The sequence below is a fragment of the Vibrio sp. B1ASS3 genome, from assembly GCF_905175355.1.
Lineage (GTDB): Bacteria > Pseudomonadota > Gammaproteobacteria > Enterobacterales > Vibrionaceae > Vibrio > Vibrio owensii.
Map to the genome: position 1 here is coordinate 1,662,430 of NZ_HG992742.1, position 12,424 is coordinate 1,674,853.

Annotated in this window: 11 protein-coding genes and 5 pseudogenes; 12 read left to right on the plus strand and 4 right to left on the minus strand. The window is 41.1% G+C overall.

The window, feature by feature from the left end; translation table 11 throughout:
* The first annotated feature begins 96 nt into the window (after window positions 1–96).
* The 3 genes from KJB05_RS07630 to KJB05_RS07640 all read left to right on the plus strand — a co-directional run bounded on the left by KJB05_RS07630 (window position 97) and on the right by KJB05_RS07640 (window position 3,216).
* On the plus strand, window positions 97–363 hold the full coding sequence (locus tag KJB05_RS07630) for a hypothetical protein (RefSeq protein WP_017188766.1): 267 nt from the start codon (window positions 97–99) through the stop codon (window positions 361–363).
* Window positions 364–999: 636 nt separating this feature from the next.
* Window positions 1,000–1,446 carry a GNAT family N-acetyltransferase gene (locus KJB05_RS07635; RefSeq protein WP_208446435.1) on the plus strand — a complete coding sequence of 149 codons (447 nt, stop codon included), beginning with the start codon at window positions 1,000–1,002 and terminating at the stop codon, window positions 1,444–1,446.
* A 1,176-nt stretch (window positions 1,447–2,622) separates the two neighbouring features.
* Complete coding sequence (locus tag KJB05_RS07640; RefSeq protein WP_208446434.1) at window positions 2,623–3,216, plus strand: hypothetical protein; 594 nt, start codon at window positions 2,623–2,625, stop codon at window positions 3,214–3,216.
* Window positions 3,217–3,254: 38 nt separating this feature from the next.
* Here KJB05_RS07640 and KJB05_RS07645 read toward each other — a convergent pair.
* The 3 pseudogenes from KJB05_RS07645 to KJB05_RS07655 form a co-directional block, all read right to left on the minus strand.
* A pseudogene (locus KJB05_RS07645) lies at window positions 3,255–3,452 on the minus strand (IS30 family transposase); the annotation flags it as partial.
* A gap of 51 nt (window positions 3,453–3,503) precedes the next feature.
* A pseudogene (locus KJB05_RS07650) lies at window positions 3,504–4,422 on the minus strand (IS5 family transposase).
* 79 nt (window positions 4,423–4,501) lie between these two features.
* A pseudogene (locus KJB05_RS07655) lies at window positions 4,502–5,284 on the minus strand (IS30-like element ISVa6 family transposase); the annotation flags it as partial.
* A 361-nt stretch (window positions 5,285–5,645) separates the two neighbouring features.
* Here KJB05_RS07655 and KJB05_RS28575 point away from each other — a divergent pair.
* The 9 genes and pseudogenes from KJB05_RS28575 to KJB05_RS07720 form a co-directional block, all read left to right on the plus strand.
* Window positions 5,646–5,774: pseudogene (locus tag KJB05_RS28575) on the plus strand (DUF4345 domain-containing protein); the annotation flags it as partial.
* Window positions 5,775–5,902: 128 nt separating this feature from the next.
* Window positions 5,903–6,017: pseudogene (locus tag KJB05_RS07665) on the plus strand (DUF3265 domain-containing protein).
* 653 nt (window positions 6,018–6,670) lie between these two features.
* Window positions 6,671–7,000, plus strand: a complete 330-nt coding sequence (locus KJB05_RS07675; protein WP_208446476.1) for a hypothetical protein — start codon at window positions 6,671–6,673, stop codon at window positions 6,998–7,000.
* A gap of 152 nt (window positions 7,001–7,152) precedes the next feature.
* Window positions 7,153–7,755, plus strand: a complete 603-nt coding sequence (locus tag KJB05_RS07680; RefSeq protein ID WP_005378539.1) for a hypothetical protein — start codon at window positions 7,153–7,155, stop codon at window positions 7,753–7,755.
* Window positions 7,756–7,901: 146 nt separating this feature from the next.
* On the plus strand, window positions 7,902–8,684 hold the full coding sequence (locus tag KJB05_RS07690) for a hypothetical protein (protein WP_053319094.1): 783 nt from the start codon (window positions 7,902–7,904) through the stop codon (window positions 8,682–8,684).
* A 180-nt stretch (window positions 8,685–8,864) separates the two neighbouring features.
* A complete protein-coding gene (locus KJB05_RS07695) occupies window positions 8,865–9,335 on the plus strand; it encodes a GNAT family N-acetyltransferase (protein WP_038888886.1) in 471 nt (156 codons plus the stop codon).
* Between the two features lie 148 nt (window positions 9,336–9,483).
* Window positions 9,484–9,891, plus strand: a complete 408-nt coding sequence (locus KJB05_RS07705) for a hypothetical protein (RefSeq protein ID WP_208446475.1) — start codon at window positions 9,484–9,486, stop codon at window positions 9,889–9,891.
* Window positions 9,892–10,035: 144 nt separating this feature from the next.
* A complete protein-coding gene (locus KJB05_RS07715; RefSeq protein WP_176247059.1) occupies window positions 10,036–10,512 on the plus strand; it encodes a hypothetical protein in 477 nt (158 codons plus the stop codon).
* Between the two features lie 143 nt (window positions 10,513–10,655).
* Window positions 10,656–11,333 (plus strand): hypothetical protein, encoded by a 678-nt coding sequence (locus KJB05_RS07720; protein ID WP_208446474.1) that lies wholly within the window; start codon window positions 10,656–10,658, stop codon window positions 11,331–11,333.
* A gap of 788 nt (window positions 11,334–12,121) precedes the next feature.
* Here the strand turns inward: KJB05_RS07720 and KJB05_RS07730 are convergent.
* Window positions 12,122–12,421: a type II toxin-antitoxin system RelE/ParE family toxin gene (locus tag KJB05_RS07730; protein ID WP_208446539.1), complete on the minus strand. Its 300-nt coding sequence runs from the start codon at window positions 12,419–12,421 to the stop codon at window positions 12,122–12,124.
* Window positions 12,422–12,424: the final 3 nt, after the last annotated feature.

A 12,424-nucleotide genomic window follows, 5' to 3' on the forward strand; every position in this document is an offset into this window, starting at 1 on the left:
TTAGGCGCTTGGTTTACAACGTCAGATCAAGCTCTTGGAAGTTATGTCTTAAATCATTGATAATGTGTCCAAACTATCTAGTAACTGAGTTTGTATATGGAAACCTCAAAAAAAGAACTTCTAGCCTTATTAACTAAAGAGTGCGAATTGTACTCGTCTATTCCTGCAAGTGAGCAACAGCAAAAGCAGGATAAAAAGCACTTTATAAATGGTTTGATGACTGCTTGCCGAGTTGTCGGTATCAGTTTTGAAGAACTGAACGCGATAATAGAATTGATGCCTCAACAGCCAAAGTTCAAAGATATAGATGAGCAGTTGTCTATCCCTACATATGTACGGAACAAAGTTGAGATTCAGCTATAAAACGTGGCTACGCGCCTAACAATAAATTTAAGAGTGATTCACAACGCTCGGCGCTCTCACTTCAAGTAAGTTTAGTGTTTATGGCACAATGCTTTAGCGAAGGTGTTAGCGTTGTTCACACCTTAATTTGGCGTTAGTTGCCAATGAAGAAAAAGTAACTAAATCAGCAATTTTAGGGCAAATGTCAGCGTGTTTTTGGTTAGGTTTTCGTGTTTCACCTTCTAGCTCTTCGAATCGGTGATAGTGTAGTTCTGGTTGATGTGTCGCTGGATTCTCTGTTTCAGAAGCTGATTCGCTCGTTGAAAGTCTGCTCTGTTGCTTAGTCTTTCCAAGAGCGTTCTTTTGTGTTCAAAGTCCGTTTTCTGCGTCGCTGCAAATTCCAAGTGGTTTCAGTGACAGTTGCTTTGAAACTGCGCCTGATTTGAGCTCATCAAATCAGGAAAGGGCAGTGTTGGCAAAGTCTTAATGAGCTTCAAATTAAAGCCTTAGGGTAGACAACTAACAAACAATTTAAGCAGATTCACAACGCTTGTCGATCTGCATTCTAGGTTAAGTTTAGTGTTTTATGGCACAATGTTTCAGTTAGGTGGTGGCGTTGTTCACTACTTAATTGGGCGTTATGTGCTCGGAGGAAATATGCAATATATCGAAGTTAAAAGTAGCGAAATTCCACTGGATTTATTGCTTGAAGCTGATCCTTCTGAAGCTAGTATCGCTTCATATTTATCTGATTCATGGTGCTTTGCTGCAGTAGAAAATGGGCGAGTTTTAGCGGCTTGTATCGCTAAAGCTCAGACCAACAGCCTTGCTGAGATATACAATGTATCTGTATCTCCAGAGCTACAAGGTCAAGGTATTGGCTCTAAGTTACTAAAGCTTGTTCTATCTCTGTTGCCAAGCAAGGGGATCAATCGTGTTGAGCTTGGTACGGGTACATTTGGCTATCAACTGACTTATTATCAGCGTTTAGGTTTTCGAGTAGACTCGATAATTAAAGACCATTTTTTGCTAAACTACCCCGAGCCAATCTATGAAAATGGTATTCAACACAAAGACATGCTGAGATTGTACGTAAATATCTAGTACGCACATAACAAAGCATTTAAGAGTGATTCGCAACGCTTGGCAATTTCGCTTCGCTCAAGTATAGCCAAGCGTCGCTCACACCTTAATGCGGCGTTAGTTGCCAGAGAAGAAAAAGTAACTAAATCAGCAAGTTTATGGCTAATGTTAGTGTGTTTTGGGCTGGGTTTCCGTGTTTCCCCTTTTTGCTTCTCGAATCGGTGATAGTGTTGTTTTGGTTGGTGTTTCGCTGGATTTTCTGTTTCAGAAGCTGATTCAATTGTTGAAAGTCTGCTCTGTTGCTAAGTCTTCCCAAAGGCTTTATTTGGTGTTTAAGGTTCGTTTTCTGCGGCGTTGTAAATTCCAAGTGGTTTCAGTGACAGTCGCTTTGAAACTGCGCTTGACTTGGTTTCTCAAATCAGGAAAGGGCAGTGTTTGCAAAGTCTCAATGAATTTCAAAGTAAAGTCTTTGGGTAGGCAACTAACAAACAATTTAAGCAGATTCGCAACGCTCGGCATTTTGGGTTTGAATCAGCATCAGTGTTTACGGCACAATGTTCTGGTTAAGTGGAAGCGTTACTCACTACTTAATTGGGCGTTATGTGTGTAAAGTGTCGTATGCACCTTGGATATAGAAGGATCTACTTTTATGGGCGTTTTCGCACAAATATCGATGAGGGGGCGGATGGTTTCATTTTGCCTATTTGTAGCCTGTGTATTGCTATGGGCAGATGTTACTGGACAAACAGGTGAAAAAATAGAAGTTAAATCAACAACTTTGAAGTATATCGATTCTGGCTATATCGGAAGAGATAGTACGAAAAATTACTATTTTATTCTAAACAATGGTCTCAAAGTTCGTGCACCAAGCTCGAGCCCGAGAAATGGACAATTCTTAACTGAATATCTAAGTGATGAATTAGTATGTAATGTAACTTACTTTGAGAATAATAGTATTATAAACAATGATGTAAGTATTGTTCATACGATTAAGTGCAGTAATGACGATTTGACTTATTCTTACAATTAGTAAGTCTATTTGCGCTCAAAACAGGTTCGGTCTGTATGAGTCAACACACATAACAAAGCATTTAAGAGTGATTCGCAACGCTTGGCAGTTTCGCTTCGCTCAAGTATAGCCAAGCGCCGCTCACACCTTAATGCGGCGTTAGCTGGTTAGAGAATTTGGACGTTGCCTTGTCGTATTTCTTTTTATTAAAATGCTTTCTTATTGATAACTTAGGGGTAGCATCAGCAATGATAAAGATAGATAGTGAGCTTGGATTTTCCAACTATGTTGCTTTAGAGTACGAGAAGGATATTTGTTTCGTCCATAGCGATCCAATCGAAGTATGTTTGCCTGATTTTACCTATGCTGCTCTGGATGTAGATAAGTATGATTCTTGGTGGGGTGCTAATCATAGCGAAAGCTATATTCCTAGAGATTTAGATGAAATACTAGATTCCCCCTATCTTATTCAACCTTCTTTGCAATATAAGAAGTCAAAGACAAAAACTACCAGATTAGTTGAAAATTACAATTCTAGTGTAAAATTTGAGTTTATTTGCCCTGTGTTAACAGAGCACTTCCCTTCTTTGCAACAAGGGAGGCATAGGTTTTGGTTCGCAAGGTATTTGGAATTGCCATTTGTTGTAGTAGCTGTTAGTGCTCAAGCACTGAAATATTTGATTGAGCATGATTTGATATATTCAAAATCTTTACGCTCGCGTTATGTTTTCAACCGTAAGTTTGAGATTGTCCAAGACCTTACTAAACCTTTAGGAAATTAACATCACAACTTAGTATCAAGTTTGAAGTGCGACACTTTCTACAGATGCGCATGAATATACTCCGTTGGTGTCCTATACCCAAGTCTTTTGCGTGGGCGCGTATTTAATTTGTGTGCAATTTCATTACAGAGCTTCTGTGTCACGTGTGACATGGAAGTTCGTTTTGGTAAGTATTGTCGTATTAAGCCATTAGTGTTCTCATTAGTGCCTCGTTCCCATGAGTGGTATGGGTTGGCTTTGTTGCTTAATTCGGTGAGAAGACATGGCAGTCCCATGTTGAACGCTTCTTAAACAACATACTGAGTTTCAGGCATACCAAGCCCTGTTAGCTTGTTCAGCGCTTTGATCATGGCATAAGTTTCGCCAACCTGAGCGTTGTAGTTTCTTAAGCTTAATTTTCCACCTAACAACTGTTTCACCCGATGCATTGTTGTCTCTGATAGTGAGCGCTTATGATAGCCATACCGCTTTTTCCACTTCTCGTTGGAACCGTAGAGCTTCTGGCAACCTACTGCTAAATTTCGAGGGTGTCCTTGCTCCCAGAAGGCTGCCCCTTCTCGTGGCGGAATGAGCGGAACTGCTCCCTTGATTCGTATAGCATCTGACAACTCCTTGTGTCATAAGCACCATCACCTGATATCTCGATGATTTTACGACGTGTCTGCTTGAGTAAGTTGGGGAGCACTTCGGCATCGGTTACGTTCGATAAACTCAGCTCTGCTGCGATTATCTCGTGGGTGCTCGTATCTACTGCGATATGCAACTTACGCCATACTCTGCGCTTCCCATCAGTACCATGCTTCTTAGCCTTCCATTCACCTTCGCCATAAACTTTGAGGCCAGTGGCATCAATTGCCGGTGTTGTATCGCACCTCTGGTTTTAGTTTTAAATGAAATCTCAACTTCCTTGGCTCGACGGCTTATACAGGTGTAGTGTGGACAAACTAGCGGGATATTAGCTAGCTTAAATACAGAGTCTAGAAAACCTTGTAGCGCTCTCAATGGCATAGAGAAAATGCGTTTCACCATCAGTGCAGTAGTAATGGCTAAGTCGCTGAACCGGCGAGGTCTACCACGCTTGCCTTGTTTGTTTTGTTTCCACTCAGCTATCGTTTCCTCATCAATCCAAAAGGTCAGAGAACCACGGTTGATTAAGGCTTTGTTGTACTGCTTCCAGTTAGTTGTTTTGTAACGAGGTTTAGGCATGAGGCTACGACGATTGATGGGTGTAGCCGATCAGATCGTAGCTTCTAGATTTAGTTCCATCGATTTAAGCAACAAAGCCGTATGGGTTTGCAAAATAAAACATACAGTTATGATGTTTTTCTAGTTGTGCATAACCATGAAATTCAGTGCCGTTATCCGCAGTTATCGTCTTAAAAGGTAAGTCAGAGCGGGTCATGATTTTGCTCATTCTTACGTTGAGCGACTCGCTTGTTCTATCGTCCATTTGCCCAATAAAAGTGTAGCCAGTCATTCTGTCGACTAAAGTCACGATACAGTGCTTGGTTCCGCGGCCAACGACGGTATCAATTTCCCAATGGCCGGGTTCTTTTCTATGCTCAGCTTTTGCAGGTCTTTCGGTAATATGACGCTTTGCTGCCAGGCGGCCTCGGCTGTCTTTTGAGTTATACCTTTTACGCCTTTTCTTAGTGGATTGGCGTAGGTGTTTCCATAGGGTTCCACCGAGAGTTTTATCGTTCCAAATATGCTGATAAATGAGCTCGTGGCTCATTGTTGGATAGCCTCTTACTCGTAGGTATCCGACGATTTGGTCAGGGCTCCAATCCAGTCGTAGCAAGGCTTCAGGTAACCTGAAGTCGATTTCGCTGTAACGCTTATTTCTGCGCGAGCGGCTTAGCCGGTTGCGAGCCATCTGTTGGGCTCTCCATGCTTGATAGGAGTACCTTTTAAAATGTCTGTTGTATCGGGAATTACGTTCAATTTCTCGATAGATAGTAGCTTTGTGACGACCCAGTTGTTTAGCTATTTTAGCGGTACTAATTCCTTGCTTTCTGAGTGCAGAAATCATATACCTTTCAACCTCAGTGAGGTGCGTGTATCTCATGTTTTTTACTTCTTGGCGGGAGCAAAGTTCATGATTATCGCATCTCACTGTTTTTATGTTCAGAGGTGTCGCACTTCGTACTTGAATCCAAGCAAGCTAACAAACTGTTTAAGAGGGATTCGCAACGCGTGGCATTTTCACTATGCGTTGGTTTAAGTGTTTAAGGTGGTATGCGGTAACTTCTGTATTGCGTTGCTCACACCTTAACAGGGCGTTAGGCATCTTTTCGAACCTAAAGGAGTAGGTATGTCGAAATTATTAGTTTACTTAACTGCGCTATTCTTTTTGCTCTACGGAGCTATCTTTGCTGTGTTCCCTGTAGATATGGACAGGCTCAAGCCCCAATTCTACCTCAGCAACTATTGATTTTAGGGCTACGTATGGTGGTGCCCAGTTTGCAATCGGTCTTGCTTTGATACTCGTCCTCAAGATTAAGCAAGATGTCACTTTGGCTTTAATCATTGTAGCTATTACATTGTTATCTATGGCGTTTGGTCGTCTAATTGGTATCTTGTTTGACGGTCAACCTAATACACATAATGTATGTTTATTTAGTTGCAGAGTTAGTTTTTGGGTTATTGGCCCTATTCCTGAGAAAGTCAGCGGCACTGGTAACCAATGCCTAACAAACTGTTCAAGAGGGATTCGCAACGCGTGGCATTTTCACTATGCGTTGGTTTTAGTGTTTAAGGTGGTATGCAGCGGCTTTGGTATTGTGTTGCTCACCCCTTAACAGGGCGTTAGTCGCCAGAAAAAGCTAGCGATCAAAATCATGTTTCTTAGCTCAAAATTTGGCAGCTGTTTGTTTGGTATACAGATTCATCGTCGATGGTCAAAACTCAGTTTCTGCTGTTTTAAGCCCAAAGCTTGGCAAGTGTCCTAGCGATTGTTTTGTTCTTTGGTGCTGACAGAACAGGGCAATCGAGAGTCTGTTTTTGGTTGCAAATCTGCTCGGTGAGTTTGTTGGTTTAAAAGCTCATTTACTTGCTGAAATGACGTTTTCTCTGGTGTTGTAAGTTCCACGTGGTTTCAATGACTTTGTTGAAAGTCCGCACTGTGAGATTGGTTTTCCAAAAGCGCTTTTTGGTGTTGTCAGTCCGTTTTCTACGACGTTGTTTGTTCTAAGTGGTTTCATTGAGTAGCCGCTTTGAGACTACGCCTGACTTAAATGCATCAAAGCACATAAAGTTTGTTGTTCGCAAAGTTTAGTTCGGCTTAAAATTGTCGCTCGGTGCCTCGCGACTAACAAACTGCTCAAGAGGGATTCGCAACGCGTGGCATTTTTACTATGCGTTGAATTTAGTGATTAAGGTGGTATGCAGCGGCTTAGGTATTGCGTTGCTCACCCCTTAGCAGGGCGTTATGTTCACAAGATGGATAGTAAAAATGGATGAGAAAGTACTAATAGCTTTTGGTGTTTGGGGAGGTGTTTCACTCCTCGGTTTTGTGTTGTTCTATATGAATAAAAATGCACAGTTTAAGAGGAAATACCATCCATTATTCTCTGTCGTGACGGGTGCTTTATTTTTGCTCATTGTATACTTGCAGGGCTTTGTTAATCATCAATTCTGGATTGTAATTGTTCCCATTGTTTCTCTAATAACTTTTATGAACATACGTGGCGCTAAGTTTTGCGACAACTGTGGGAAATCAAACTTTGGGCAGTCATTAAGAGATAGAAAAATCGAATGCCCAAAATGTGGGCATACTATTTGAGTAATGTGAACATAACAAGGCGTTTAAGGCGGATTCACAACGCTTGGCGATTTCAGTTCCAGTCAGGTTAAGTGTTTAAGATACAATGATTTAAGTTTGGTGGTTAGCGTTGTTCACCACTTAACGCGGCGTTATACATTCGGAGTCAGTATTTGGAAACCAACGATCTTATAGCCTTAATATTTAGTGGTATCGGAGCTGTTTTTATATGCATATATTACATGGACAAAAAGCAGTCAGTTTGTTGTGAATGTAATGAAGTAATCAGTCATAGGAAACAGAATAGATATACTCTTGAAAAAGGTGGGGCTAAGCTTGCCCTATGTAAGAAGTGTTTTAACAAAATAAACAAACAAGCTTCGTTAAAAGCGCAAAACTGCTCTTGTTGTAAGAAGCCGTTTACGACTCGCATGAAAATCTCTGAATGGAAAGGAGAGTTTCAATCATACTTCTTGTGTGTTCAGTGTGAAAAGAAAGTGTCTAAAAGAGTTGAAAATACATTTCTACTCAATCAACTTTTGTCGCCCGACTTTATAAAAAAGCACTCTAACTTCTCTGATTTGGAATCAATGGTCGAGTACTCTGGTGTAGAACTGCAAACACAAGATGATCTTAACTCTGATGCATGGAACACGTTTATTGCTACCAATACTTCATTTTCCTGTTGGCATGAGATGAAAGTTGGTGCGGAAGTGCTAATGCTACAAAGGCAAAACGACATTATTGTTCAGAGCTTGCGGAAACAGAATGTATAACAATCTGTTTAAGAGTGATTCGGCACGCGTGGCATTTTTACTATGCGTTGGTTTTAGTGGTTAAGGTGGTATGCGGAGGCTTCGGTATGGCGTGCCTCACACCTTAACAGGGCGTTATAAGCTAATTGGAAAATAAAGGAGTATTCGTGAGCGTATTTATATCTCCAAGGCTCAAGGTCGAAAGAGCTTGCAAGCATATTCAGGAGCTTGAAAGTATTACTTTCCCATTATCAAAAGAGTTATACGAAATTAAAGTTGAAGCTGAGTTCGCGTTTCCGCGCCCTGATGCAATAGGAATGAGCTTGGTTTACCGACCTACACAGCCAATAGCAGAAACTCTTGGATTAATTATCGGAGATGTGATCAGTAACTTTAGAGCCGCATTAGATCACCTTGCTTCTGGTATTGTCAGAGAGGTTGATAGTACTAAGCGTCCGTATTTTCCAATGAGTGATTCAAGAGAAGAATTATCTAAGAACCGGTTTCTACCCATATTGGATGCTGCATTGCCAGGTGCGTCTGAGCTTCTTTTAGGTAAACTTCGCCCGGAGGGAGGTGGCGATGAGCTGTATTGGCTTTTTCATTCCATGGATAATGACAGTAAGCACAATATCATTCTTCCTACGGTATCTGCTGTAAATATTGAAAATATAAATTTAACCTCTGGTGGTATGACAATGACAAATTGCGGTGTAGGTGGGGATGCGACTAAGCAAATCAACTTACTTCGCACGGGTGGTGAGCCGATACGGATCCAAAACACATTCGACGTATCTGTCGAACTTAGTTTTCCAAGTGAAAGTATTTTCCCTAACCTCCCTGTGATTCGTACTTTGCAGAAAATAGGTGAAATTGTGACGCTGACGATTAATGAGTTTGAAAAGCTCTATACGACAAATAAAGCTGACAAGGTTAAAGAATTGGCTTAAGTACTCGGTGCAGGGCGCTTATAACAAATTGTTCAAGAGGGATTCGCAACGCGTGGCATTTTCACTATGCGTTGGTATAAGTGATTACGGTGGTATGCGGTGGCTTCGGTATTGCGTTGCTCACCCCTTAACAAGGCGTTATGTAGCCGCGAGAGGGCGGTAAGTTAAAAGGATTTATATATGTTAAATATTCGCCAAGCTTGCATTGAAGATATCAGTGTTATCAAGAAACTACAGTTTCAGCTTAATGAGTATCATCAAGCAAATTTACCTGACGACTTTTTATCACCGGAAGAAATTGAACAAAAAATAGACCTACACAAGATAATCGAAAGTGAAAGCTCAATTTTTCTAGTAGCCGAAATCAATGGGCAGTTAGTAGGTTTGGTTTTTGGTGAGCTATGGGTCCGTAAGTCTTGGACACTCAAACAGCGAAAAATCGCAAGCATTGAACAAATAGTAGTGGATTCATGTTTTAGAGACCAAGGCATTGGACTGGCGCTAATAGAGGCATTTGAGGAAAGGGCTATTTCTAACGGCGGGGAAGAGCTGTGGTTAGAAGTATACTCTTTCAATGAATCAGCTCTAGCTTTGTATCGCAAAGTTGGTATTGCGCCCAAAATCCAACTTGGACAGAAAGCGCTAGCCTGAAAGTCGGCTACATAACAAATTGTTCAAGAGTGATTCAGCACGCGTGGCATTTTTACTATGCGTTAGTTTTAGTGGTTAAGGTGCTGTGCGGAGGCTTCGGTATTGCGTGCCTCACACCTTAACAAGGCGTTAGCTGTTTGAGAAACAAATGAAAATAATCGATAAGCCGTTATTTTGGCTATATGTTAAAACGCGAGACTCAGTCTTTTCATCATTTAAAGGTTTTTCCTCTCTACTTTTAGTCATCATTATTGCGGCTATAGTTTCAGGTAACAAATCTCCCGAAAACACCTTCATGTCTTACATGATGTATCTGTTGATGCTTAGTGTACCTACCTCAATGGGTCTTATGCTTTTGAAGCTTAAGTTTCAAAAAGTTGCAGGCTCCATTCCTAGGGCAGAGTTAGCGTACTTTTTACAGAATAATAAAGGTATCGAGCTGGAAAATGCTGTAAAAGGGATATTTTCGCTCTACCTATCATTGATGATTTATCTCTGGTGTTTGATGATGGTTGTTGCAGTTTTGGGACCTTTGATTTTAATGCTAGTGTTGTAGTACACAGCTAACAATCTGTTCAAGAGGGATTCGCAACGCGTGGCATTTTCATTATGCGTTGGTTTTAGTGTTTAAGGTGGTATGCAGCGGCTTCGGCATTGCGTTGCTCACCCCTTAACAGGGCGTTAGTAGTGGAAATTTGGCATGGACAATATCTTATCAATTGCTGCAATCATTTTATCCATACTCAGTTTATTACTGAGCGTATATGTAACTTGGAAAGACCGTGGCAGACTTAAAATATATGCGCATCCGGTTAAACACCCAGATACAGATGAATATTCGTTTACCAGTATAAATGTGGTTAACACTGGTAGGAGAGTGGTGCTTATGAAGTATTTTGTTGGGGAATATTTTGACGGTTCAACAGCTCGATACTGCCTTAATTCAACCTGCGAGGCTGTCGTCTTAACGGAGGGACAAGACTTTAAGTATAAGCTTGGGAAGTTTGACGGTCCGATGGTTAATATGCGCGATGAGAATCAACATGAAGATTCTGAAATCAAAAACTGCTTGTTTGAAGATACTATGGGTAAAAAGTGGAAAGTGAAAGGTGCTAAATCAGCCTTGAAAACTGTCCGTATGAGCAGCCATAAGTTCGGTATTAGAACCCACTACTAACAAAGCGTTTAAGACAGATTCCCAACGCATGGCATTTTTCATTCCATCGTTGGGTTTTGTGTTTAAGGTGGTATGGTTAGGTCTCGTGGTGGCGTTGCTCACTACTTAACGCGGCGTTAGCTGTCTTCATTTATAGGTACGATATGATAAAGAAAATTCCATATTATTTTGCTCCCGAAGAGTTGCGTTTGGTGCAGGCATTTAACTCGAAGCAAGTAGAACTCACTGCAAATTTCGTAGAAAACATGGACGAGCATGTACAAACATATACAACCGAAACGTTCCAACAACAGTGTGCAGATGATCCTGGTGAAGTTGTTGAGGTCGAAGTATCACATATTGCTGGTGTAAGCGAAGATGAATACGATTTTAAAGCAGTGTTTACAGAATTGATGCCCATGTATCAACGACAGTCCATGTTAGTCACTAACTGGGCTGTATTTGAGTGTGAACTAAAAAAGTTTTATAGCATCATTGCCGAACAAATGGGACATTCTCCTGAACTACCTAAAAAGAAGGGAGGTAGTGACTTAAGTCATCTGATTAAAAACTTCAAAGCGATTGGCTTATTAACTGAGCCATCAGAACAGTTTGAGATAGCCTTCAACAAGCTAGACAATGAAGTTAGATGTATCCGGAATGATTGGGTTCACAACGGCGGTGTCCCAAAGAATACAGAGAACGTTGGTGATATCGAAGGTATTTCAATCAATGGACAACAGCTAGATATCTCTAGTGGCTATATAGAATCTGCAACAGACGCAATGTGGAAGTTATCGCATGAACTGACTGATTCAGCGAGAAAGGTGCAAAACAGCTAACAAACAATTCAAGCTGATTCGCAACGCTCGGCGCTTTCGGTTTCAATTAGTTTGGTGATTACGGTGAAGTGCTTAGGCAATGTGGCAGCGTTGCTCACAACTTAATTGGGCGTTAGTCGCCAGAAAAAGCTAGCGATCAAAATCATGTTTCTTAGCTCAAAATTTGGCAGCTGTTTGTTTGGTATACAGATTCATCGTCGATGGTCAAAACTCAGTTTCTGCTGTTTTAAGCCCAAAGCTTGGCAAGTGTCCTAGCGATTGTTTTGTTCTTTGGTGCTGACAGAACAGGGCAATCGAGAGTCTGTTTTTGGTTGCAAATCTGCTCGGTGAGTTTGTTGGTTTAAAAGCTCATTTACTTGCTGAAATGACGTTTTCTCTGGTGTTGTAAGTTCCACGTGGTTTCAATGACTTTGTTGAAAGTCCGCACTGTGAGATTGGTTTTCCAAAAGCGCTTTTTGGTGTTGTCAGTCCGTTTTCTACGACGTTGTTTGTTCTAAGTGGTTTCATTGAGTAGCCGCTTTGAGACTACGCCTGACTTAAATGCATCAAAGCACATAAAGTTTGTTGTTCGCAAAGTTTAGTTCGGCTTAAAATTGTCGCTCGGTGCCTCGCGACTAACAAACTGCTCAAGAGGGATTCGCAACGCGTGGCATTTTTACTATGCGTTGAATTTAGTGATTAAGGTGGTATGCAGCGGCTTAGGTATTGCGTTGCTCACCCCTTAGCAGGGCGTTAGTTTGCATGGATAAACTCTCACCCCAGTTATTATTTCTAGGGTGAAAGTCGTGTTATTTCAGATGATTCTGGGGTAGCTGTGATTGACCTAAGACAGCAACGACTAATATAAAGTCATCTTCTTTGGTGAAATAAGCTGTGTGTTTTCCAATCGGAAAATAAAAGCCATTTGGGTATAGCTCGTGACAGCTTCTTCCTAAACCTGGATTATCAGCTAGCATCTGAAACCCTGATAGCAAAGTGTCTTTATAGTTGCGCCACTGTAATTCAGAAAAGTTTTCAACAGTGTAGTTTTTGACCTTGCGCAAGTGGGATTGCGCTAAGTTACTTAGCTTGTATCTATTCTTTTGCATAAG